The 24,200-nt window shown below is 51.6% G+C and carries 16 protein-coding genes; 5 read left to right on the top strand and 11 right to left on the bottom strand.

Annotated elements, in window-relative coordinates:
- A partial coding sequence (locus Q0294_RS15635; RefSeq protein ID WP_299467308.1) for an aminotransferase class I/II-fold pyridoxal phosphate-dependent enzyme occupies positions 1–510 on the top strand: 510 nt, incomplete at its 5' end.
- Positions 511–602: 92 nt separating this feature from the next.
- Positions 603–1,493, top strand: coding sequence for an alpha/beta fold hydrolase (locus Q0294_RS15630; RefSeq protein WP_299467306.1), 891 nt, complete (start codon positions 603–605; stop codon positions 1,491–1,493).
- 25 nt (positions 1,494–1,518) lie between these two features.
- Here the strand turns inward: Q0294_RS15630 and Q0294_RS15625 are convergent, their stop codons facing one another.
- The 3 genes from Q0294_RS15625 to Q0294_RS15615 all read right to left on the bottom strand — a co-directional run bounded on the left by Q0294_RS15625 (position 1,519) and on the right by Q0294_RS15615 (position 5,966).
- The gene (locus Q0294_RS15625; protein WP_299467304.1) at positions 1,519–2,778 is read right to left on the bottom strand and encodes a DEAD/DEAH box helicase; all 1,260 of its coding nucleotides are present in this window, start codon (positions 2,776–2,778) and stop codon (positions 1,519–1,521) included.
- 66 nt (positions 2,779–2,844) lie between these two features.
- The gene (ftsH, locus tag Q0294_RS15620) at positions 2,845–4,836 is read right to left on the bottom strand and encodes an ATP-dependent zinc metalloprotease FtsH (protein WP_299467302.1); all 1,992 of its coding nucleotides are present in this window, start codon (positions 4,834–4,836) and stop codon (positions 2,845–2,847) included.
- Between the two features lie 287 nt (positions 4,837–5,123).
- Entirely contained in the window at positions 5,124–5,966 is an 843-nt protein-coding gene (locus Q0294_RS15615) for a glycosyltransferase family 2 protein (protein WP_299467300.1), read from the bottom strand.
- Between the two features lie 240 nt (positions 5,967–6,206).
- On the opposite strand from Q0294_RS15615, the gene Q0294_RS15610 reads away from it, so the two are divergent.
- The 3 genes from Q0294_RS15610 to Q0294_RS15600 all read left to right on the top strand — a co-directional run bounded on the left by Q0294_RS15610 (position 6,207) and on the right by Q0294_RS15600 (position 11,075).
- Positions 6,207–7,385 (top strand): aldose 1-epimerase family protein, encoded by a 1,179-nt coding sequence (locus Q0294_RS15610; RefSeq protein WP_299467298.1) that lies wholly within the window; start codon positions 6,207–6,209, stop codon positions 7,383–7,385.
- A 489-nt stretch (positions 7,386–7,874) separates the two neighbouring features.
- On the top strand, positions 7,875–9,710 hold the full coding sequence (rpsA, locus tag Q0294_RS15605; RefSeq protein ID WP_299467296.1) for a 30S ribosomal protein S1: 1,836 nt from the start codon (positions 7,875–7,877) through the stop codon (positions 9,708–9,710).
- Between the two features lie 525 nt (positions 9,711–10,235).
- Positions 10,236–11,075, top strand: a complete 840-nt coding sequence (locus tag Q0294_RS15600; protein WP_299467294.1) for an RNA polymerase sigma factor RpoD/SigA — start codon at positions 10,236–10,238, stop codon at positions 11,073–11,075.
- A 41-nt stretch (positions 11,076–11,116) separates the two neighbouring features.
- Here the strand turns inward: Q0294_RS15600 and Q0294_RS15595 are convergent, their stop codons facing one another.
- The 8 genes from Q0294_RS15595 to Q0294_RS15560 form a co-directional block, all read right to left on the bottom strand.
- Entirely contained in the window at positions 11,117–12,184 is a 1,068-nt protein-coding gene (locus Q0294_RS15595) for a hypothetical protein (protein ID WP_299467292.1), read from the bottom strand.
- Positions 12,184–14,523, bottom strand: a complete 2,340-nt coding sequence (locus Q0294_RS15590; RefSeq protein WP_299467290.1) for a glutamine amidotransferase — start codon at positions 14,521–14,523, stop codon at positions 12,184–12,186. Before Q0294_RS15590 ends, Q0294_RS15595 begins: the two co-directional genes overlap by 1 nt.
- Positions 14,520–18,230: a hypothetical protein gene (locus Q0294_RS15585; protein WP_299467289.1), complete on the bottom strand. Its 3,711-nt coding sequence runs from the start codon at positions 18,228–18,230 to the stop codon at positions 14,520–14,522. The genes Q0294_RS15590 and Q0294_RS15585 overlap by 4 nt, the downstream gene beginning before the upstream one ends.
- Positions 18,191–20,302, bottom strand: a complete 2,112-nt coding sequence (locus tag Q0294_RS15580; protein ID WP_299467287.1) for a BatA domain-containing protein — start codon at positions 20,300–20,302, stop codon at positions 18,191–18,193. The genes Q0294_RS15585 and Q0294_RS15580 overlap by 40 nt, the downstream gene beginning before the upstream one ends.
- Before the next feature lie 28 nt (positions 20,303–20,330).
- Positions 20,331–21,254 (bottom strand): DUF58 domain-containing protein, encoded by a 924-nt coding sequence (locus Q0294_RS15575; protein WP_299467285.1) that lies wholly within the window; start codon positions 21,252–21,254, stop codon positions 20,331–20,333.
- An 11-nt stretch (positions 21,255–21,265) separates the two neighbouring features.
- A complete protein-coding gene (locus tag Q0294_RS15570) occupies positions 21,266–22,291 on the bottom strand; it encodes a MoxR family ATPase (RefSeq protein ID WP_299467283.1) in 1,026 nt (341 codons plus the stop codon).
- 43 nt (positions 22,292–22,334) lie between these two features.
- Positions 22,335–23,141 carry a DUF4159 domain-containing protein gene (locus Q0294_RS15565; RefSeq protein ID WP_299467281.1) on the bottom strand — a complete coding sequence of 269 codons (807 nt, stop codon included), beginning with the start codon at positions 23,139–23,141 and terminating at the stop codon, positions 22,335–22,337.
- A 51-nt stretch (positions 23,142–23,192) separates the two neighbouring features.
- A partial coding sequence (locus tag Q0294_RS15560) for a tetratricopeptide repeat protein (protein ID WP_299467279.1) occupies positions 23,193–24,200 on the bottom strand: 1,008 nt, incomplete at its 5' end.

Genomic DNA, 24,200 nt, shown 5'->3' with positions numbered 1-24,200 from the left:
GGAGTGGAAGATCGCGTGACAATTCGCATCGGGACGCTCAGCAAAGCCGTCGGGACGATGGGGGGCTTTGTTGCCGGCTCACGTTCCTTGATCGACTGGTTATGGAACCGGGGGCGGACACAAATTTATTCGACCGCCCTGCCCCCTGCGATCTGTGCTGCCGCCTGCACGGCGCTCGAGATCATTCAGACGGAACCTGATCGACGGCGATTATTGCACACTCAGGCCGATTTCCTGCGGAATGAACTCCTGCACCGTGCGACTGTTTCGATCCCCCCTGCATCAGGGCCGATCATTCCGATCATTTTGAAAGATCCCGAGGTGACCATGACCATCGCGGCAGAGTTACAGGATGCCGGTTTCCTGGTGGGGGCCATTCGGCCTCCCACCGTTCCCGAGGGGACATCGCGGCTCAGAATCTCCGTGACGTGCGCCCATCAGCGGGACGATCTGGAACGGTTTTTAAAAGCATTGGATCGTTCACTCGCCAGGCATGGCGAATCGCGATAAGGTATGAAATTCGGATTTTTCAGAACTGGCGACAGTCAGGTCGTCTCAGAACAGCTTATCAGTCAGCAACATTATCGATTGAAGACCCCGGCATGAATTTTCGTGATCAGATTAAAAATGAATACCCTTTTCCCTCGCATTGGTTAAACATCGATGGTCATCGATACCACTATCTGGATGAAGGCCAGGGCCAGCCTCTGTTGATGGTGCATGGAAATCCGACCTGGAGTTTTGCCTGGCGGCGGCTGGTGAAGCAGCTGTCTGCGAAGTACCGCGTGATTGCCGTCGACCATATGGGGTGCGGGCTCTCCGATAAACCGCAGGAGTATTCTTACAAGCTGGAAACGCATATCAGTAACCTGAAAACCTTGATTCAGGAACTGGACCTGCAGGAGATCACGCTGTTTGCCCATGACTGGGGGGGCGCCATCGGCATGGGAGCCGCCGTGGATCTGACCGAGCGGTTTCAGCGGTTTGTGCTGATGAATACCGCCGCCTTCCGCTCGCAGGAAATTCCGTTCCGCATCGCGGTCTGCCGGATTCCGGTGCTGGGTGCCTGGGGCGTTCGGGGGCTGAATCTGTTTTCCGGAGCCGCGATCAGGATGGCGGTGGAAAAACATGACCGCATGACTGACGAAGTCAAAACCGGTTTCCTAGGGCCTTATAATTCCTGGCAGAACCGGGTCGCCGTCCATGAGTTTGTGAAAGACATTCCCCTACAACCTTCGCACCCCAGCTACTCGACGCTGATGCATGTCGAAGAAGGACTGCAGCAGTTTCAAAACTATCCGATGCTGCTCATCTGGGGTGAGCGGGACTGGTGTTTTACCACGAACTTTCTGGACGAATTCGAACGACGGTTTCCCCATGCGGAAACACTGCGGATTCCGGATGCGGGACATTACGTGTTTGAAGATGCACACGAAATCATGTTGCCCCGCATCGAACTGTTTCTTCAGCAGCACGCGCCAACATCCGGTTGATGCGTGCCCGGTTGAAGAACAACGATCAGAAGTCACCAAATTCGGGATTGATTAAGTGTTCGGTATTGCCGAGATGTGAAACTTTCTCGATTTTCTTGCGCGGCTTTTGCGGTTTATAGGCCTCGAAATTATCCACGCGAAATTCGGCAATCATGTGATTGATCCGGTTTTCGATGTTGGTCAGCTGCTCGCCTTCATCCGGAGCGACAAAGGTAAAGGCAGCTCCTTTCTGATCGGAGGACAACCGTCCGACACGCCCGATGCGATGCACATAATCGTCGCTGAATTCGGGGATATCAAAATTGATGATGTGCGAGATCCCGCTGACATCGATGCCGCGCCCCATCACATCCGTCGCAATCAGCAGGCGGATTTTACCTTCACGGAATTTTTTGAGGACACGATCCCGTTTGGTTTGTGGTAAATCGCCATGAATGGCTGCCACATCTTTGAGCTTTTTGGAAAAGATACGGTCCAGCTTGTCTGCGCCCCGTTTGGTGCGGGTAAATACGATCGTCTGTTTGGGCCGTTCCTGAAATAAAAGCTGTGTGAGCAGTTTGATTTTGCGATTGGGATCAACGGTGATGTAATACTGATCGATGGCATCCACACTGACCTTGTTGTCAGAGAGATCGATCATCACGGGGTTCTGCATGTAGCGTTGTGCCAGACGTTCCACGGGAGGCGGCAGCGTTGCGGAAAGCAGCAGTGTCTGTCGTTCTGTCGGGCACTTGCGCAGGATCTTTTCAATATCGGGGCGAAACCCGATATCCAGCATGCGGTCCGCTTCATCCAGTACAATATACTTCAAAGTATTCAGTTTCAGGTTACCACGATTGATGTGGTCAATCACACGGCCGGGAGTCCCGACTGCGATTTGTGCCCCTTTTTTCAATTGATTTTCCTGAGGGCGAACCGGCTTGCCTCCAACCAGCACGGCGAGATTTAGCGTCTTGTCGGGGCAAAGCTTGCGAATCTCTTCAGCGACCTGTTCACTTAGTTCCCGCGTCGGGGCCAGAATCAGAGCCTGGGCTCCCGGTCGCCGGAGATCAATCTGCTGCAGGATCGGTAATGAAAATGCGGCTGTTTTGCCCGTTCCGGTTCTGGCCTGGCCGATACAGTCCTGCCCTGTGACGGCGATCGGGATCAGCTCCACCTGGATGGGGCTGGGGGTGACATAGCCTACCTCGCTGAGGTGTTTGATCAGATGGTCATCCAGTCCTAATTCTGCAAAACTGGTATGAGGTATTTTTTTTGCTGTCTTTGTTTTCTTTTTCTCAGTCATTTCCTATTCATTCCTGCTGTGGCAGGAGAAAACTCGCTCTCTGATGAGGCATCCCGGACTGGATGACTATTCGGGTTCATTTTTGCTGTCATTGTCAACGCTGGTTTGTTTTGCATTGTCAATAGTTGCTTGATCCCGAACTGAAATTCCAATCAGACGCTTGATGTCATTACTGTCAATGGCCTCTTGTTCTACGAGTGCTTTTGCCAGCAGGTCAAGTTTCTCCCTGTTTTCTGTTAATATTTCTTCTGCCAGTTGCGCGGCGGCATTTAAGAACCGCTGCATTTCCTGGTCAATGACATGGGCTGTTTCTTCGCTGCATTCGCCCTGCGATTTCATCTCTTTTCCGAGGAACGGATTTTCATCGGAGTGGCGAAATGCCACTGGTCCGATCACATCACTCATGCCCCACTGACCCACCATTTTGCGTGTGATCTGGGTGGCGCGTTTGATGTCATCCGCTGCCCCTGCTGTATGTTCGCCGAAGACAATTCCTTCCGCAGCGCGGCCCCCCAGCATGAACGCCAACTGCTGGTGAAGTTGCTTCTCTCCGATACTATAACGCTCTTCGTCGGGAAGAAGCTGGGTCACACCCAACGCTCTGCCACGAGGAATCACGGTCACTTTGTGAACAGGATCAATTTCCGGCAGTAACCAGGCCAGCAGAGCATGGCCGGCTTCGTGATAGGCGGTCATTTCCCGTTCTTTTTCGCTGAGAATTTCTTCTCGTGGTGGTCCCATTAAAACACGATCTCGTGCGTTTTCAAAATCATCATTGTCAACTTGATCTTTATTTAACCGCGTTGCTGACAAAGCTGCCTCATTCACCAGATTTTTCAGATCTGCACCTGAAAATCCGATTGTGCCTGCTGCAATTTTACTCAGATCGACATCCTCGGCGAGAGGAATTTTCCTCGAATGGACTTTTAGAATGGCTGCCCGGCCTTCTTTGGTCGGACGATCTACGGTGATGTGCCGGTCAAAGCGGCCCGGACGCAGCAATGCCGGGTCCAGTACATCCGGCCGGTTGGTGGCTGCGATGATGATGACGGCTTCATTCTGTTGGAATCCGTCCATCTCACTCAGCATCTGGTTTAATGTCTGTTCGCGTTCGTCGTGTCCGCCTCCCAGACCGGCGCCCCGAATCCGTCCGACGGCATCAATTTCGTCGACGAAGATGATACAGGGAGCGTTTTCCTTGGCGGTCCGAAACAGATCCCGCACCCGGCTTGCACCGACGCCGACAAACATCTGTATGAATTCAGAGCCGTTAATGGAATAAAAGGGAACCCCTGCTTCACCGGCCGTCGCGCGGGCCAGTAAGGTCTTACCGGTTCCCGGCGAGCCCATCAGCAATACGCCTTTCGGAATTTGCGCGCCCAGTCGCTGGAATTTTGCCGGTGTTTTCAGGAATTCGACAACCTCCTGTAATTCGGCTTTCGCCTGCTCCATCGCTGCGACATCGTCGAAGGTGGTCTGTTCTTCTGATGGTCGAAAGCGTTTTGCCGGGCTCTTGGTGAAATTTCCTAGCATGCCGGAACCCATCGGGTCCGAGGAGCGTTTCAGCATGAACCAGAAGAAACCAATAATCAGGATCGGGCCAATTAACCAGGGGATGATATAGGTACCAATTCCAACATTGGTACTTTCGGCTTTGAAGCTTACTTTCTGTTTGATGAGTTCCGGAACAAGATCCCGATCTTCTACCGGGTGTGAAGGCAGAACGGTGTTGAACTCCTCTGCCAGTTTTTCCTCCTTTTTTTCCTTGTCGGGATTTTCGGGACGAATCTTCCACTTGCCGGTCAGGATGTCGCCGTGGAAATCGACTGTTTCCACGTTACCACGCTGGAGCTCGGTAATAAAAAAACTGTAATCAACCTTCGAGCCGGTATTTTCCGGCGAGGTTTTCATCATGATCAGACTGCCAACGACCAGAATCAGCAGGATAATGAGCCAGGGGCCCGTTGAGGGAACGCCCTGATTTTCTTTGCCTGATAGCTTTTGAGGAGCTTTGCCTTTGGGAGGATTGTCTTGAGGGTTCTCCGAAGGAGAGGCCATATGATATTCCGTTCGTTTGCTGAGATCTTTATTTACCAGTTGCTGATGACTGCATTAATCATGATGTGGCATTCACTTCGCATCTGTCTCCGGTCGGAAAATGTGAAAATCAGACTACAGGGGACAGATGTTTATTTTGCGTTTCAGTAACATGTTGCTGATTCTAAGAGAAAATCTGTCCTTCAGGCAATGCTGAGGGGCCTGTTTTTAGAAAGGATCAGATAAGCAGTCAGCAAAATAAGTGCTTCCCGCAGGCGGTGTTATTGCATCGTTTCAGGATTTTACCACTAATCTTTCAATCCATAACGCACAATACACCACAGCGCCTTAACGCCGTCCCGCCAGCCGATTTTCTTACCCTGATCGTAAGTGCGACCGTCATAGCTGATCGACATTTCAAAGATGCGGCACTGACGACGGGCCACTTTTGCTGTGAGTTCCGGTTCAATACCGAAACGATTCTGACAGAGTCCGGGGGCGATTTCCTTGATCACTTCTTTTTTGAAGAGCTTGTAGCAGGTTTCCATATCGGTCAGATTGAGGTTGGTGAAGCAGTTTGAGAGCGTGGTCAGAAACTTATTCCCCAGATAATGCCAGTAGTAGAGCACGCGGTGCGGTTGATCACCGAGGAAACGGCTGCCATAAACGACGTCGGCTTTGCCTTCGATGATGGGCTGCAGCAGACGCGGGTATTCAGAAGGATCGTATTCGAGGTCTGCATCCTGAATCAGCATCACATCGCCTTGAGCTTCCAGAAATCCCGTCCGCACGGCAGCCCCTTTTCCCTGATTCACTTCATGAAAAATGACCCGGATTTGATTTCGAGCGTCTTCATCAGACCGGGACTGTTCTTCCAGCCGCTTCAAAATCTCGCGGGTGCCGTCGGTACTGCCATCATCGACAAGGACCAGCTCTTTACGAATGGGAACGGCTTTGACCTGATCGATAAGATTCTCGACGGTCTTACTCTCGTTGAAGATCGGGATGATGACGGAAAGTAGAAAGTCTCCTGGAATTGGATAAAATCCGAGTTGCCGGCAGCCGGCTTCTCCCAGAGAGGCTTTCAGAGAGTCATACCATTCGTTCGTGTAGGGGTAGCCGTGTTCATCCGCTTGAGGAACTGGTGTCATTGAGTAGAAATCCATGATTAACTTTGATACAGAGTGATTAAGGTTTTGATAGGTTCTCTTCTGTATTATAAGTCGTAAATTCTATCTGCAAGAGGAGTTTTTGATTCGTTTTTGCTTTCGATGCTGGTCAGGTTAAACTAATCGGTTTACATTATCCAGATTGTCAGAATGATATTTCCTTTTGTTTCACTCCTGCCAGATATTCCAAATATACTGATATCATAGAATTGAGGCGCAGCTATGAACCCAGCACAAATTCTGCTCACTGATGTAGACTCGCAAACCTGGATTGAAGAAATTCTGCTGAATGCAGAGAGCCATCCCGGGTTTTCAGAGAAAACAGACTGGTCGATTCATAAAAAACAACTGCACGGCGGGCTTTCGGAAGGCGTCGATCTGATCGAAGTCAATAACGGTGCCTTGCAGCTTTCGCTTCTGCCCACGCGGGGCATGGGGGTCTGGAAAGGTGATTTTCAGGGTATTCCGCTGGAATGGAAGTCCCCGGTGAAATCGCCCGTCAATCCTGCGTTTGTCAATCTTTCCGAGCGGGGAGGGCTGGGATGGCTCAGCGGCTTTAACGAGCTGATTTGTCGCTGTGGCCTGATTTCCAATGGCCCGCCAGGCACAGACCCTGCCGGCAACCCGCTCGAATCCGAACTGACTCTGCACGGACGCATTGCGAATACTCCTGCGCATTATGTGAGTCTCGAACTTGACCCCGCCGCGGGGGGCTGGATAAAAATTACCGGCAGGATGGAAGAAGGGATGTTGTTTGGCAGTCACCTTCTGCTGGAATCGACTTTGGAAACCCGCCTGGGCTCCCCTGAATTCCTGATTCGCGACCGTGTTACCAATCTGGGCCCGGAGCCTGCGGAGTCCGAATTGCTGTATCATATCAATATTGGTGCCCCTTTTCTGGAAGCCGGTTCCCGGTTTGCCATGCCGTTCGAGGAGATGGCGCCTCGCGATTCCCGTGCTGCAGAAGGACTTAAGGATTTTGATACTTATCTGGGGCCAACGCCCGGCTATGCTGAGCAGGCGTACTTTTTTCACCCGATCTGTGATGAAAACGGGGAGTCACCTGCCCTGCTTTTTGATAAAATGGGGCACAAGGGGTTTTTGGTGAGTTTTAAAAAGGCGGCTCTCCCCTGTTTCACATTGTGGAAAAATACGCTGCCTGAGTCGGGTGGATATGTGACTGGACTGGAGCCGGGCATCAATTTTCCGAATTTCAAGGCGGTCGAGCGGGAGCAAAGCCGCGTGCGAGAACTCCGTTCCGGAGCAAGCTACGAGACCGAATTTCGCATATCCATTTTGAATAATTCGGATTCAGTTGATGAGGTAAGGCAGAAAATCACGAAGTTAAGTGAAAAGCGCCAGTCTGTCATCCATGATCAACCCCATGCCCGGTTTTCGTAATTTTGATTCCAGCCCTCCTATTCGATTTCCGTCAGGATTCAGAATCAGAGCCAAAATAGACGAAAAAATAGAAGAAATCGCTGATTTCATGACTTTCAGGCGTCTATATGGCTGGAATTAAATCAATTGCTTCTGATATATTTGCTGCACTGATCTCCTTTGTGATTAGATCAACGCGTTGGGTGTTGGCCGCGAAGTGAGACATTTGGTTTTGGAGAAGTTGCTATTCACTGGAATGTTGCGGGAGGTTTGCTGATCTCTTCGCATTTTTTGATTGACAGTTAGATCGCGTTTTAAAACATATCGGCCTGGTCCTTTGAAGTCTGACTCTGCGAGAGCGACTCTTTGAGAACGGCCGATGAAGAGGCGTCCCTGTGACGCTGGAACGGATGAGCCATAGCGAGCTGTATCCCGGTTCCACTAACTTCACGAGAGATTCTCGTCAGAATACAACTTTGAAATTTTAAGCGTATTTGGACTTTTTCTAGTATGGTTGATCGTAATTTAATTCGAGAGTTTAACATTTCTGACGAAGACCTTGATGCTGCGTTTGCAGAGGTCATGCCGGAAACAGATGAGAATGGTGAAGAAACAGATTGGGTGCTGGACGATGTCTATGCTTCCGTCTCCTGTGCCTATGACGTAAATCAGATCATTGATGGTGTCATTCTAAGCATTGAAGGTGAAGAAGTCCTTGTCGACATCGGGTTCAAGAGTGAAGGTATCGTCCATATTGACGAGTGGTCAGAAGACGAAGAACCTCCCAAGCCCGGCGATCAGGTTCAGGTTCTGCTTGAGGAAGTAGAAGACGAATTCGGATTGACAATGCTTTCCAAACGGAAAGCAGATCGAATCCGCGAATGGGAAAAAGTCATTGCCACACATGCCGAAGGCGATGTGGTTTCCGGAACAGTCGTCCGTAAAATCAAAGGCGGCCTGCTCATCAATATTGGCGTCAACGTCTTCCTGCCAGCTAGCCAGGTCGATATTCGTCGTCCCTCTGATATTGCCAACTACATTGGCCGTACGATTGAGTGCGTCATTCTTAAGATTGACGAAGCACGCAGAAACATTGTTGTTTCGCGTCGTAAACTCATCGAAGAAAAACGTGAAAAACTCAAACAGGATCTGCTCAACAAGATTGAAGAAAGCCAGATTGTCAAAGGTATTGTCAAAAATATTGCCGACTTTGGTGCCTTCGTTGATCTGGGCGGCATTGACGGCTTGTTGCACATTACCGATATGAGCTGGGGACGCATCAATCATCCCACTGAAATCGTCAAGATTGACGACGAGATCGAAGTGATGATCCTGAGTGTCGATCGCGACAAAGAAAAGATTGCCCTGGGCCTCAAGCAGAAATCCCCGAGCCCCTGGGAACTGGTCGAATCCAAATATCCTGTTGGTACAAAAGTCATCGGACACGTCGTCAACGTCATGTCCTACGGTGCGTTTGTTAAACTGGAAGACGGAATTGAAGGTCTGGTTCACATCAGTGAAATGTCCTGGACCAAACGCATCAATCACCCCAGCGAACTCGTCAATATTGGCGATCAGGTCGAAGTGGTGGTTCTGGGCGTCAATAAGGACAAGCAGGAAATCTCTCTCGGTATGAAGCAGACTCAGTCCAATCCATGGGACGAAGTCACCAAGAAATACCCGGAAGGTGCCAAGGTCAAAGGAACTGTCCGCAATCTGACCAACTACGGAGCGTTTATCGAACTCGAAGAAGGTGTCGACGGATTGCTGCACGTCAGCGATATGTCCTGGACACGTAAGATTTCTCATGCCAGTGAAGTCATGAAGAAAGGCGACGAAATCGAGTGTCTCGTGATTTCCGTAGATGAAGAGCGAAAGCGAATTGCTCTGGGCCTGAAGCAACTGGCTTCTGATCCCTGGGAAACCGATATTCCTCAAAAGTATCAACCAGGTGCCATCGTGCAGGGAGTTGTTACCAAGATTACGAATTTTGGTGTCTTCGTAGAGCTGGAAGAAGAACTGGAAGGTCTGTTGCACATTTCGGAACTGGCCGACCATAAAGTCGAAAATCCGGAAGACATCGTTAAAGTTGGTGAAACGCTGGATGTAAAAATTCTGCGTGTCGATACCGATGATCGTAAGATCGGCTTGAGCCGCAAGCTCGAAGAGCCTGTCGAAGTCGAATCTGATTCTGCGGCAGGCGGGGAAGCAGTTACTGCTGCCGCGCCGCGTAAGGAACTGATGGGCGGAACTGGTGGAGATGCTCCCCTGTTTTCAATGCCTACTGAAGCTCCCGCTGAAGAAGCAGCAGCAGTTGAAGAAGCTGCAGAAGAAAAAACGGAATAGAGCACTTTTCATCACCAGTTGATTGAAAAGTTGAATTGAGATAAAAGCGGTGGTCTTCCGGGACCACCGCTTTTTTTTGACTCTGATTTCTGGTGAGACACATCGCGAAGTCACGATTTCCAGAGTGGCTGGTCTCCCGGCCTCAACAGAGCGCGTCAGAACGGACATCATTCGCGTCTGCGACGTAGATCAATCACTTTTTATGCAATGCCGGTGACCTGATTTTGTGCGAAACTATAGTCATAGCGGCATTTTAGCAGTCCAAATCTACCTGTCCCCTACAATCGTTACAGGTTCCGTAGATTCCTCTTTTGCTGCCCTGCTTTTCCATACCGCATTCAGGAACCGGCATTTGATTGCCGATAAGTAATCATACAGGGTGCGGGTTCCATTGACCTGCGTTCTGTATTGAAATCATCGTGTCGAGAGGAAACGAGTTCCCGCGAACGGTTGCAAATCTAATGGTAAGCCAAGGAACCAGTTCGGCTTTTCCATTTGCCAACAACAATAGATAACAGGTTTTCCATGCAGAAAACTGCTCGACGGCGTTCCTCTTTAGCCGTACAGAATCCGTTAGAAACATACCTTAAAGAAATCAACGAAACCGCCCTGCTCTCTGCAGAAGAAGAGCGAGAGCTTTCGAACCGTATTGAAAACGGTGACAAAGAAGCCCGCGATCGGATGGTGCGTGCGAATCTGCGGCTCGTTGTGAATATCGCCCGTGCCTATTCAGGTAAAGGTCTGCCGCTTCAGGATTTGATTGAAGAAGGTAATCTTGGCCTGCTCAGGGCTGTTGAAGGCTTTGATCCCGATATGGGAACCCGCTTCAGCACTTACGCCAGCTACTGGATTAAACAATCCATCAAACGGGCACTGGTGAATTCCGCGAAAACAATTCGTATCCCGGCGTATATGGTTGAGTTGCTCACAAAATGGCGACGTGCGACTGCGCAACTTCAGGATACACTGGATCGGACTCCGACCACGGAAGAAGTGGCAAAAGAACTGGATCTACCTCCGAAGAAATTGAAAATTGTGAAGAAAGCAATTCAGCTTTACAACTCTTCACCACAATCAGAGCAACACGAAGCCGGCTGGTCGCTGGGAGAGATGATTCCCGATGACCGTGTCAAAGATCCCGATGATGAGCTGGTCGAGAATGACAACCTCAAACACGTCTTTCGTCTGCTGAAGGAAATTCCGGAACGCGAAGCCAACATTCTGCGGATGCGTTTTGGATTGGATGGCGAAGAACCGAAAACGCTGAAAGAAATCGGCCAGGAATTAGGGCTGACGCGGGAACGTGTACGTCAGATCGAGAGTGAAGCACTCAAGAAACTGGCCAAGGAAATTACCGGCGAGTAATTCAAACACGCCTGAGCAAAACGAATCAGCAAAGAGACCGGTTATCTGCCGGTCTTTTTTGCATTGGCAGGCACCACCTGCGGATCATAGATGACGTGTTTTTTGTTTTGATCGATATGGCGATAGACGCGAGACAGTTGAATCATGAATGGTTCCAGCTTCTGATAGTATTCATCCGGGCTGGAGAACGTTTCTTTGAGTTGCTTCAATTCCAGAATTTTGATTTCCAGTTCATCGCGTTTCTGTTTTTGTTCACCGGAAAGCAACTCGATCGGCTGGGTGGTAAACAAAATGAATTGATGCGCCCGATGGCCATCGGGTAACGCTGTCGCGACGGCATGCGGTTCAGGAATCCGGTTCAGGCCGTCAAATTGATCGCCGCGGGTCCCGCTTTGATCGGCGTTATCGTCCAGTTGCGCATGTTCGGTTGCCAGTTCCCCTTTTTGCTGATAATAGGCGCTGGTTGCCCGGCAGGCTGCCAGATAGGCTTCCAGTAAAGAGATCTGACCATCGTGATCCAGGTCAGCCTGCGGTTGTGAGCCGGCTTGTGAAAGAAAATCACCGAAGCGGGAGAAATAGAATTCGTGCCCGTTTTTAGTGGCTGTGATGACCACACGTTTGTCTGCGGATAGTGCTTCCAGAAACGGCCCACTGGCAGAAAAACAGTTGATGATTGCCAGCGGATGCTGGATCGTATCACAGGACAGGCTCAACTGGTCGGCGGTGAGATCAGGGCCGCGCAGGTTGAAGCGGGCGGTTTTTCCGTCGAATGTGCCATGTCCGATTAATATCAACCATGTGGCTGAGATGTTGTCTGTTTTGCGCTGCAGTTCTCGGGCGATTATTTCCTGGTCAGAATGGCGGGCATCGACGCTTTCACCAATCACCGTCAATTCGGCTTGTTTATGCGCGGCGATTTGTTTCCAGCGCTCAACCCAGGCGGCAAACTGTGGCTCATATTGTTCCTGGCCGGCTGCCCCGATTACAAGCACGAAACGTTCGGTTTTCCCACTGTGAGCGGTTGACTGGGCTGCGACGTGTTGCGGAGCAGTCAGCAGCAACGTGCTGATGATTCCCCATAATAATCTGTGAAGACATCGGTTTCGCATCAGGGTAGTCCTTTCCATCGTCTGAGAGACCATTCACTAAACAGGCAGCCCAGGACGAGCACCAGGACCCAGGGGTGATGCCAGAGCGGTGTGACCAGTTCTTCGGTCACCGGTATGTGACGCTGATCCAGCGAATTGACGAACTGTTGCAGTTTCGCAGCAGGGATCACTTCCCCCTTTGATATCGTAGCGAGTTGTTGCAGAAGTGCGAGATTAGGCTGGATCGACCGAAACTCGAGACTGTCGGGATCATGCACCCAGCCACCGTGAATGGTTTTTGTTTTGGAATCGGGGGCGTTGACTGTCGCTGATACGGCATAACCGCCAGGTTGAGGGGGTAGATAAACGGTTTGATAGACGCCGGGCTGGTCGACTACCGGATCGGCGCTCAGTTTGATCGGTTTTTGCAGAGGCGCTGTGATTTCCAGTTCGACCTGATAATCGCTCCGTTTCTGGAATTCGGGATCGCGGACGAGGACTTTGATTCGGGTCCCTTCGTTTGTTTGTGGATTCTCTTCTACCAGCAGCTCGATCGGTTCCAGAACATCGGTAGTCATCCACCGCAATAACTGTCGCCAGGATTTATTGAGTTGGGGGGACGGGGAATCCTCTTTTAACCGCCAGCGCCAGAGGTCGCCGATCATGACGGCCGCCACACGTCCCAGGCCATAACGTTGTGTGGCAATCGCCGGGTAGGTCATTTTCTGTGAAGTGTTCAACTCCGCAGCCAGCGTGGCACCGAGTTTCGGAGTGTCGACGCGGTTGATCGTTTTGAACGTCGGCATTTCAGCCAGACGTTTGTGTTCTTCCGGTTCGTTTTTGTGATGTCTCATCCAGGGTTGCAGCCAGCCGTCGCGGGTCAGCGAAAACTGGTAGTTATGTTCGACGTCCGTTGAAACCTGCTGCGAGAAATAGACCGGAAGCAGGCGACTGAGGTCAGTTTTGTCATATCCGCCTTTCTGAAACGATTCCTGGCCGCCCAGCATCACCAGCCCACCCCCGCGCTCCGAGACAAAACGGGTGATCAGTTCCAGTTGATCATGGGTAAAGAAGGCGGCCTCCAGATCGTCGATGATGAGCGTTTCATATTGAAAGAGTTCTGCTTCCGTTTTAGGAAAGCCGTCTTTTAATTCATCGGGAGACTGTGTATTGATCCGCACGAATACGGGTTGGTCATATCGTTCGAGATCCGTTTCGTTTTCCTGATCAAAGCCCCGGAATAACGCATTGCCTTCTTCCCCGTCCCGACTGCGGAAATCGAATTTGGTCTCTTTTTTCGCAATGCGGATCAGACCGACGAGGTGGATGAACTCGTCTTCTTCGATCGCGCGGCGGAGAAATTTGAATTCCCAGTTCGGGCGACCGGAGACATACAGCACGCGATGCGCGGTACGTCCTCGATCGATTTTCAACGTACGCTGATTATTGGCCAGCGTTGCTTCGTTTTTCTCTTCTGAGACCAGCGTGGTTTTTATCTGATAAAAGGCGATTCCGGTCGCTTCAGGCCGCACCTGAAATCGAATCTGGAACTGCTGATCAGGCTGAGTGATTTCGCGGGTGACGGTTTCCACAATCTTGCCGGTTTCATTCAGCAGTTGTGCTTTGAGCTGTTTCTGCTGGCATTGAGTGGCAGAGAGATCGGCGAGAATGCGAATCGGAGCATCTTCAAACGGGGAATAACTGACAGAGGTTTTAATAATGGCCAGATCAGTCACCGGTGCGGCACTGCCGATCAGAACCGGGTACAGCGGCACGGAGGTTTCCAGACGGCTGATTTCTTCCGCGGAGATGCCGTCCGTCATCAATAGCATGCCCGCCAACGGCAGTTTTTGATAGCGCTGGTTCAATTCGTTGAGACTGGAAACAAGATTTGATTTCGAACCCTGAAATGTCAGGTGTTGCAGTTCTGTTTGCGCATGCGCGTGTGCGTCGACCGAATAGCTTCGAACGGAAAAGTTTTGCTCCAGGTCGATCAGCCATTGGGGATGTTTGTGATCTGCGGTCAGCTCTGACGCAGCGAGCAGTTGGTTGATCTGTTGCAGGCGCGGTTTGCCGGTTTTTGAATCTTTGATTTCCAGACTGCGGCTGTCATCCACGACGATCGCGAACAGATTTGTGCCAGGATGCACGTGCACGCCACTCCAGAGCGGCTCGGTCAATGCAATCGAGAGGATCGCGATGCCGCAGACCTTCAGGAACATGGCGACTCCCGTCAAGGAACGTTTCAGAGCGAGTGACCGATAGGCATAGATTACCAGCGCCAGCCCGACGAAGACCGTCGCGATCATGCTGGTGGTCCAGTCAGGCGCACCGAACTGTAATTGGGCCAGGCAATTCATTTTCCACTCCCTAGTTCTTCATAGTAGCGACGGACCAGATCAGAGTATTTTTCCGGAACCGGATCGCGGTCGACCGGCGCCAACGATGTTTGCGCGCCTCGTTTGCTGATTTCGTCAGACAGGATTTTTTGAAGTTCAGCCAGCGGTTCCAGGATTTGTGCATCGACCAGGTCTCCTTCTGGTACTTTGGAATGACGTTTGAACTCGGCACGCATGCTCTGCGCACGTTCACGAATCTGAGCGACTTGACTGCGTAATTTCGGATCACCGACCATTTCTTCCACATCCCGCATGCGGTCAGACCACTCCCGGAATTGATTTCCGGTAATCGGTCCGGTTGACGGAGCGCCCGGGCCTCCCTGACCACCGCCGGGACCGCCTTGAGAATTTCCTGGTGAACCTTTTAACGATTTGGGGGATGAGGGCTGTCCCGATGGTTTCTCCGAACCTGGTTGATTGCCCGGCTGTGATCCTGATTGAGAACCCGGTTGAGAACCTGGTTGTGAGCCCTGCCCTTTTCCCGTTTGTCCGGACGCCAGTTGCACGGGAGATTTGCTTTCCCCCGACGGCAAACCCGATTTGCCTTGCTGGCCGGAGGGGGAGTCCGTCGATGGTTTTTGTCCGGGTGTTTTGGGATCGCCTGACTTTGATTCTTGCTGTGCGGGGGACGAAGGCTGGTTTTGTGACTGTGGATTACCGGCCAGTTTCTGTTCGGCTTTCATTTCAGAAGTGAGCGATTTGATTTCCTGTCGCGCCCGTTTGAGGGATTCCAGATCGTTGCCCAACACACTTTCGGCCGCCACTTGAACTCCCTGTTTCAAGGCTTCAATTCCCTGAGCAGCGCGTTGTTCGGCCTGTTGTGCACGAGCGGTGGCCCCTTCTTCCAGAAAGTTGGCGGCATTCTTGAGCGCGTCTTCCGGTCGATAAGGTCTCGTTTTTCGAATGGCGTCGTACAGGTGTTTGGAGAGCAGCGGCTCGGATTTTTCCGATTCCTGAACCACGTTTTTCATCTGTTCGACCAGATGCTTCAGGCGGTCTTCCTGCGCATGCAGTTTGTCGGCCAGTTCCTGCTGTCCTTTGTCTTTGCGCAACGAACGTCGCTGTTGTGGTTCTGTTGGCTGTTCCTGTTTGTTGAGCGCCTGGCTCAGTTCCTTCTGCTTCTGATCGAGCTGTTCTGCCTGCTGATTCAGCGAACGCATGGCGTCTGCGAACTGATTAGCGGTTTTTTTGCGGAAGTCGTTCTTGAGTTGATCGAGTTGCTGTTGTGCGCGTGTCCCTGCATTCAGGGCACGGGAAACCTGTCCGTCTTTAAGTGACTCGGAACTCTGCTGCAGATGGTTTCGCGTTTGTTCCAGTTCGCGTCTCGATTTTGTAGAAGACGCATTTTTTGATTGATCCATCCGCTGCGCGACTTCGTCTGCTTTACGCAGCAGTTCCCGTTGTCGCTCCCGCAGCCGTTTGAGCTGGCGTTCGATTTCTTCTTTTTCCGCATCTGTTTTGGCAAACCGTTGCTGGTCGGTTAGTTCTTTGAGTTGTTCATTCAGGTCTTTTTGACGCTGTGCCAGTTCTCTGAGACGATTCAGAATTTGCAGTGCTTCCCGGTCAGGCTGCGCTGCCTGGGGCTGAGAGGCCTGGTTTTCTGTTTCATAGCGTTGTTTTTTGTTCGTCAGCTCCAATTGCTGCAGTTGATTCTGTGACCGATTGCTGCCCCCCCCTTTACTGCCGCCTCCGTTTTTGTTCTGGGAGACCTGATGTTCGCGGGCCCGTAATTTCAACAGAAGTTGGTAACTGGCCTGCTCTGTGGACAGTGCTGATGTAAGCTGTTCGGCATTTTGCGCTTCCTGCGCGGCACCGAGTTGAGAAACGGTTTCCTGCATTTTTTCCGTTATCGAATCAATGATGGCCTTGGAGTTCTGCGATTTCACTTTCGAAGCCAACTTGACGACCTCGGTGACCAGCGCTTGTTGCGCCTCCTGCAGTGTGGAGACATCTTTGGTAAATTCATCCGAAACCGTAGACTTGATTTCGCGTCGGATCACTTTCCAGGTGGCGTTGATGATCTGTTTTTGTTGTTCTGCCAGTTTTTCGGCTTGTTCCGCATTGCCGCCACTCTTGCCCGACTGAGATGCACTACTGGCAGACTGCCCTTCCCGGAAGATTTCTTCAAAGTGACGAACTTCCATGAAATACATATCACTGAGCACCTTGCGTGTGCTGCCATCGGCGGCGATATCTTCTGCAAACAGGTAATAGGTAATCAGTGTGTCGGGCTGAACCTGCAGGCGTTCCAGCGACAGCAGATGTTCTGCCGTGAATTCCAAAGCGGGCTTTGCGGTCTCGCGCAGCGAGAGAATCTGTGGTTTCTGACCGGGAATGGTATAGACGAGACCCACCTGCTGCAGGCCAAAGTCATCGACGACGGTCCCTTGCACGAGTGCTTCTTCCAGTGGAGAGACCCGGGTATCGCGGGCCGGAAACGTGACTTTGATTTCCGGCGGCAGGTTGGGAATTACAGAGAGATCAATGTAGGGGTGCGTCCGGTTTTCCCGCGAATCGGCATCGATCAATCGCAGGTTCCAGGTCTGATTGATCTCTGCTTTGAGCGTGAGCCGGGCTGACAGGCCGTCCGAACTCACCGTCAATGGGAGCGGCTGCTGTTCCGCTGATTCCAGCAGAGCCGTCTTTATTGGTTTATTGAATCGGGGTTGAAATTCGATGTTTGAGCCGATGATGGCACTGATGAGCAGGCTGTCTTCGACTTTCTGAACGGGTTGACCCGTGTATTCAGGGGCAGTGATGATGGAATCCAGTTGTACCAGTTCCGGCAGGACAAAAACTTTGACCTGATACGTTTCCGATTTCCAGGAATTGGTCTGCACTGTGTAGGTCAGGTCGTCCGTCACTGCAGGCAGCCGCACGGCGAAAACCGGATCGTCCAGATGTTTGACGAGTGGCAGTTCCTGTTGTTCTCCCGTGGCTGAAGTGATGCTTAACGTCGCAGTATCGGGTGTTTTTCCCGTAAACCGTGCCGTGATCAACAGGGGATGATGCTTTTCCAGATCCGTTGTTCCCGGTTTGACTTCGACCTGAAACGATTGTTCCGTCGCAGCGATGGCCGGCAGTGTGTCTTTAGATTCGGGAGCCGCTTTGAGATAAGACCAGCAGCTTAAGCAACTGACAACCCAGGCCGTAAAACAGACGAGATGGGTCGTGTTTTGCAGAATCAGTCTGCGGTTGGAGATCGTCTGCCGCCAGTCGTGTTCTGCTCCATGCTGGATGACCTGTTGAATCAGTCGGTTTTGCAGAAAGGTGGGGCGCGTTCCCTCGGCGGTTTTTTCCAGTTCCAGCGTCGCCAGCAGACTGGTATCCAGGTCCGGGTAGGTTCGTTCAATTAATGTCGCGATCTGGTGCCTGCTGGCAGGGGAAAAACGATTTCGGGACCGATAGAGCAGAATTCCCGCTGCTGCAGCAAAAGGCAGACCCAGCATCAGAGCCAGTAAAACCATTTGATGCGCGGGAGAGATCACCGGATCGATCAACAGTAACATTGGCAGTATCAGACCGCAGGCGGCTAACCAGAGACAGGACAATCGTTTCAGTTTGAGACTGGTCTGGTAGCGAAAGATGACCTGATTGAGTTGTTGTAAGAGATCGGGCAGGCCCATGATTACGCCTTTCGTGTCGCTGAAGTTTTGCCGGTGATCCATTTCGCCAGCACTGTTTCCAGACCCAGCATCGCGAGCGCCACGATGATCAGCCAGCGCCAGAGTTTCTGCTTCTGTTCCAGTTCCCGAAGGAGTGCCTGGCGTCGTGTGTCGGCGGGCGGCGGACTGGCTGCCGTCGTTTCGCCGGGTTGAAGCAGTCTGACTCCCAGCGATTCCAGTTTTTCAATCGCCAGCGGTGCCGTGTTGCTTTCTTCGATTCCCAGATTCACAGCAAATTTCTGAGCAGGAATCGTTTCATCTTCCGATGTCACCTGATAGAGGCCCGGCTGGATCGTTTCTTTTAAAGTTTGTTGAGCTGAAGTGAGTTGAATTTGAGGCGATTCAGGAGTGCTGATATTTACTGCTTTCAGAGAGTCAGGCAGTTTGATTTTTTCACCGACGGTGAACTGGGAAGGAACAGTGGTCAGTTTTGTATTTTGTCCCAGAATGGCATTCAGCATCGGTACGAATTTGGTGGAGAGTGCGAACTGGCTTTCTCGAGGCGTCCAGCCGAAGGTCATGACGATCAACTGTCCCTCTCCGATGGGAACGTTCACAATGGCTGGGTTTTCATGATCGAAGCGGGCCAGAATCTGATGCGGAATACCGTCCGGCAGCGTGAGCCGTTGATAATTCCAGAATTTCAGTTGTGTGAAGTCGGAGTACTCGGGCGCCTGAAATATCTGAAACACGGGGTGATCAAAATTGATATTCGTGAGCAGCGCATAACCGTTGATGTCGGCTGCTTCCGTGAGGATATTTTGCGATGTTTTCTCCTCGGTCGACAGGATTGGTATCAGTGCCTGGCCGGAATTCGCGTCGTTCAGAGAAAACAGCACCACCCCGCCCTGTTGCAGATAATTTTTCACCAGTTCCGTTTCCTCAGAGGAAAGTTCACGGCTCACGATGAGCAGATGGATTTTAGCGACTGCGATGAGGATTTGCGGCGAATTGGGGCCAACGGTCAGAAACTCCACTTCCCGGTTGGAGGTCGCAGGGAACGCGCGTTTGGCAAAGTAATCGGGAGTTTCCGTCGAACCGGCGGCGGGAGTACCTAAGTGAACGATCATTAGATTTGATTTTTCGCGGGGTTGCAGATAAAGGCGGTTATCAAAATCATGGTCATCGCCGCTGAGTACGATTTGTGTGACCTGCTGCTGCGGTTCCAATGCAGGCATACGAATCACCCGGGACTGACCACGGGGAACATAAACCGGCTGAGAGGTTTCTGGCACGCCAGACTTGCTCTGATAAGCGATCGTAAACTGTTCCTGCTTTGAATTCGCGGCATTGACGATGCGGACTGTCGGTCGAGATTGTTCATCCAGCGATAGCAGTTGCAGACCGGCATTGCTGGTTTCGCCGGCTTTTAGCTGATGCAGTCGGACTTTCAATTCTTCCGGCCAGGAGAATTCGGTGAGTGCCGAAATTTGAGACCCCGCTTGAAAATCGGTAATCAGTTCAATCGTGCTGTTCTGCAGCAAGGTTCCCGTGGGATCGGAGGCGACCTGTTGCTGCAGCAGTGAAGCGATTTCTGTGAGCGCCTGACCGAGATTCGTCGCGTTCCAGCCGGGGGTGAGTCCGGTGAGCAGTTCCCGATCATCTGCCTCTGAGAATTGTTGTGCAGGCTGTTTTGACTCTTTGAGGGCTTTGACGGCGGTCAGGCCGGAATCAAATGTATAAATCGCAATCTGCTCCTGACCGGCTTGCTTTATGATTTCCTCGGCTTTCTGCAGTGCGTCTTTCCAGAGCGTGCCCCGCTGCATGCTGGAACTGGCGTCGATTAACAGGATGGTTTGTCGCGTCGTCGAAGCGGTTGTCAGTTCGAGATCGGTATTTTTGAAAAATGGACGTGCAAAAGCCGTGACGAGCAGCAAAACGGCTGCCGCTCGGAGTAACAGCAGCAGCCAGTTTTCGATCTTGTTTTTGCGATTAGTCTGAGGGGGCTTGTGTTCCAGGAAACGGAGTGAGCTGAAGAACTGAACATTTTTCGGCTGGTGTCTGACGAGGTGCAGCAGGATCGGCAGCCCGACGGCAATGATTCCGAATAAATAGAGTGGGGTTAAAAAACTCAACTGTGCTTCCTCTGTTCCTGAAATACGTTCATGCGGCGCGATCAGTTAAAAAATCGGATAAGCCGACTTCCAGTGGGGTGTCGGTGGTCAACTTGTGGTAGTTCACGCCCTGTTTGCGGCACATGGCCTGGATTGTTTCCAGATGCTCATTCAGTCGCCGCTGGTAGTCTGCCTGGGCTATTTTCGGGTTGAGGGCGATCCGATCCCCTGATTCCAGGTCCTCAAAAATGGCGGTTTCGCTGAAGTTCAGGTGAATCTCAGCCGGGTCCAGAATTTGAAACAAAGCTACTTCGTGCCCTTTCGCACGCAGGTATCCCAGATGCGTGTTTAACTCGTCAACAGGCGAAAGCAGATCGGAAATCAGCACGACCAGCCCTCGTTTTTTGATGGTTTCGATGGCATGTTTCAAGGGGGACACAAAGTTGGTATGCGATCCCTGCGGCGGCCGTTCCAGTTCGATCAGAATCCGTCGGAGTTGGCCGCGGGTGAAACGTGCCGGCACGACGGCATCCACCTCTTCATGAAAGATGACGAGCCCGCTGGCATCGCGTTGTGTCGACAGGAAGTAAGCAAAGGTTGCCGCCAGTGTTTTGGCATAGTCGGCCTTGGAATAACTCAGGCTGTGAAACTGCATGGAAGAACTCAGATCCAGCAGCATGTGGCAGCAGAGGTTGGTTTCTTCCTCGAAGCGTTTGATAAAATGCTGATTGGTTCGGGCAGCCAGTTTCCAGTCGATGTGGCGCGGGTCATCGCCGCGCGTGTATTCCCGATATTCGGTGAACTCAACCGAAAAGCCGTGATAAGGACTGCGATGTAAACCGTTCCAGTTCCCTTCCACAACCGATTTCGCTCGCAGTTCCAGCGACTTGATTCGCATCAGGCAGGCGGGATCAATCCGTTGTGAGACCAGTTTCTGGTTCTGATAGGTTTTTTGTGCGGAGATTTTCTTCATCGGTGGTTTTCTCATGCTTCTATCGGTCTTTTGATGGTTTCAATCAGTTGCTGAACGACGTGTTCGACGGTAATGCCTTCGGCTTCCGCGCGGTAATTGATCAGGATGCGGTGGCGCAGTACGGGGGCGAGTAACGACTGGACGTCTTCCAGAGTGACATGCACGCGCCCGCGCAGGACGGCCCGTGCTTTGGCTCCCAGAATCAGGCTTTGTGCGGCCCGCAGGCCGGCGCCCCAGTTGACCCACTCATTGATAAAGTCGGGCGTCGTTGCCTGGTGCGGTCGGGATGCTGCACAGAGCTGGACCGCATAACGCACGAGTTCTTCCGCCACCGGAACCTCGCGGACAAACTGGTGAAACTGTTGAATGTCGTGACCAGTAAACAAGGGAATGATCGGCTCGGCATTGCGGGCCGTGGTTTGGGTGACGACGGCGACTTCGTCCTCTTCGGAAAGGTAATCGATGAACAGGTTAAACATGAAGCGGTCCAGTTGTGCTTCCGGCAAAGGATAGGTGCCTTCCATTTCAATCGGGTTCTGAGTCGCCAGAACGAAAAACGGTTTATCCAGTTCATATTTGATGCCGCTTACGGTGACCTGCTTTTCCTGCATCGCTTCCAACAGTGCCGCCTGCGTTTTGGGAGGGGTGCGGTTGATTTCATCTGCCAGCAGAATATTCGTGAATACGGGGCCTTTGACGAATTTCATCGCCCGCGATTCCAGTGAATCTCCCGCCAGAATCTCGGTTCCGGTAATGTCAGCGGGCATCAGGTCTGGCGTGAATTGAATCCGCTGTGATTTCAGTTTGAAGACCTGCGCCAGTGAATTCACCAGTAATGTCTTGGCAAGACCGGGGGCTCCTGTGATCAGACAATGTCCGCCGGCAAACAACGCGATCAGGAGTTGATCGATGATTTCCTTCTGGCCGATGACGGCTTTGGATATTTCCGCATCGATTTGCTGACGGCTGTTTTGCAGCATTTCAAAAGTGCGTTCTTCTTCGCTGCGATCATCGGATGTGACTAGTTTTAGATTCACGTTTCGGCTCCTGAAAAAATCGATAAAATCACGTGCGCTGGATTCAGTGTGTCATCGCGTAAAACACGATATTAATGCCAAGTGGATACGCTTTCTTTTCTGAGAACTCGCGGAAATACCATTTGTCCTCCCCTTCCCGTTCCCAGCCATCGCCGAGGTCGGTGTTGTGACAGACGACGGCCATCAGACGACCCTGATCGTCGAATAATCCCCGGTAATGAACTTGTTTCGCGTCTTCCCGTTCCCAGGTGATGCCTTCGGAACGGCCCCACTGGGCGACTCCGATACTGGGGACCTGGGGCTTTTCTTTGAGATCATAAACACAATGGAAAATGGGGTGTTCCAGAGGAATTTCGACCAGTTCGCGTTCCGGAAAAACGCGTTTCATTTCCAGGGCGAAGTTATCCCATTCGGCTTCGCCCCAGAAATCGTCGACCATCATGAAACCGCCATTCGTCAGGTAACGTCTGAGGGCGGTGACTTCTTCTTCGGTGAATTCCAGCGAACCAGGTTCGATAAGATAGATGAAAGGGTAATCGAACAGTTCGGCGTCCGTCAGTTCCAGAATCTTGCCTTCCGGATCGACTTTCATGGAAGTGAGTTGCTGCAGGCGATAGGAGAAGTTCAGGTCGCTGTCGGGATAATCGGTGGCCCATCGTCGCCAGCCCTGATGAGAGTTATATCTGATTCTCACAAATGTGAAGACATCGTGTTTGAATTCCGGATCGTTTTTCCAGTCCGGAACTCCACCCCGGTCGGAGGGGACCGCGGGCCGATATTGCCCGATGCAAATCGTCACGACGATCAGTGATAGACAAATCACTGCCAGGGGAATCATACGATATTTCATAGTCGGCTCCTCCATGAGCCTGTTAGTTCATATTCAAACCTGTGCGAGCCATTAAGGTGTGTTTGCTGTCAGTTCGAGTAATAATTGATGGGCGGCCCGGAAACGGGGAGCCTCTTCGAGAGCGATGAGCGTGTGACGTTTGGCCTGTGGTAAATCGTTCTGCCGGAGCAAGCGGGCGAGTTGGTAGTGGGCTTCCGCTTTATTGTGTGGGTTTAAAACCAAGATGGCCCGATAGGCGTTGATGGCTTCTTCAGGTCGTTTCAGTTGAATACAGGCTTCCGCAAGGGCGGTCTGGGTTTCCTGCATGAGCGGGTTAATGGCATTTGCATTTTGCGCCGCCTGGTAAACGGCGTTCCAGTTTTCTGACGTTTGATAGAGTTCAGTCAATCTCTGAAAAACTTCCAGCGCATTGGGATTGTACTGTGCGTGCAGTTCCAGATATTTCTGTTCCTGGTCGAAGCGTTTCTGCTGTTGATAGAGCTTTGCCAGACGCAGGCAGGCATTGTCTGCGCTTGTGTACTGGGGATACAGGGTGGTCAGTTTAATGAGTGTCGCTTCGAGTTCTTTCGTCCGGTTTTCTTCTTCCAGAATCCGAGAATACGCCATCAGTCCCTCGAAATGGTGGGGGTGTTCCCGAATCCAGTCATCAAAGCGTTTTGTGTCATCACTGGTCAGTGCCATCAGATTCTGTTCCGACCAGTCGACGCCGGGAGCAAAGTTTTCTGCATGATCTTTCAGAAACGCGGCAAATTCCTGTTCCAGTTCTCCCAGTGATTTCGTGCGGCGTTCGATGGCGACGTTAACTGGAATACCGACACGCAGATCATGTAAAATATTTTGTAACGCTGCGAAGCCGAACTGATCGATGAGATATTCCACAACCTTCGACGACTGATAATAGGCAAACTGAATGTGCAGACTGCTTTTCGGATTGAGAAACGCACTGCTTAATTCGCCGATGGGCGTGCTTTCGCCTTTGAGGATGATCTCGCGGTATTGCGGAATCATCGTTTCGCCCCAGCGAGGATTTTTCTGCCGTTCTTCATAAACGGAGATGCC

The sequence above is a fragment of the uncultured Gimesia sp. genome (assembly GCF_937919775.1).
In the GTDB taxonomy this organism is placed as follows: domain Bacteria; phylum Planctomycetota; class Planctomycetia; order Planctomycetales; family Planctomycetaceae; genus Gimesia.
This window is presented reverse-complemented; position numbering and strand designations above follow the sequence as displayed.

Bases quoted from the DNA above. Each gene is read 5' to 3' on its own strand.
- Q0294_RS15630 (WP_299467306.1), top strand. From the start codon at position 603: ATGAATTTTCGTGATCAGATTAAAAATGAATACCCTTTTCCCTCGCAT.
- Q0294_RS15625 (WP_299467304.1), bottom strand. From the start codon at position 2,778: ATGACTGAGAAAAAGAAAACAAAGACAGCAAAAAAAATACCTCATACC.
- ftsH (WP_299467302.1), bottom strand. From the start codon at position 4,836: ATGGCCTCTCCTTCGGAGAACCCTCAAGACAATCCTCCCAAAGGCAAA.
- Q0294_RS15615 (WP_299467300.1), bottom strand. From the start codon at position 5,966: ATGACACCAGTTCCTCAAGCGGATGAACACGGCTACCCCTACACGAAC.
- Q0294_RS15610 (WP_299467298.1), top strand. From the start codon at position 6,207: ATGAACCCAGCACAAATTCTGCTCACTGATGTAGACTCGCAAACCTGG.
- rpsA (WP_299467296.1), top strand. From the start codon at position 7,875: ATGGTTGATCGTAATTTAATTCGAGAGTTTAACATTTCTGACGAAGAC.
- Q0294_RS15600 (WP_299467294.1), top strand. From the start codon at position 10,236: ATGCAGAAAACTGCTCGACGGCGTTCCTCTTTAGCCGTACAGAATCCG.
- Q0294_RS15595 (WP_299467292.1), bottom strand. From the start codon at position 12,184: ATGCGAAACCGATGTCTTCACAGATTATTATGGGGAATCATCAGCACG.
- Q0294_RS15590 (WP_299467290.1), bottom strand. From the start codon at position 14,523: ATGAATTGCCTGGCCCAATTACAGTTCGGTGCGCCTGACTGGACCACC.
- Q0294_RS15585 (WP_299467289.1), bottom strand. From the start codon at position 18,230: ATGGATCACCGGCAAAACTTCAGCGACACGAAAGGCGTAATCATGGGC.
- Q0294_RS15575 (WP_299467285.1), bottom strand. From the start codon at position 21,254: ATGAAGAAAATCTCCGCACAAAAAACCTATCAGAACCAGAAACTGGTC.
- Q0294_RS15565 (WP_299467281.1), bottom strand. From the start codon at position 23,141: ATGAAATATCGTATGATTCCCCTGGCAGTGATTTGTCTATCACTGATC.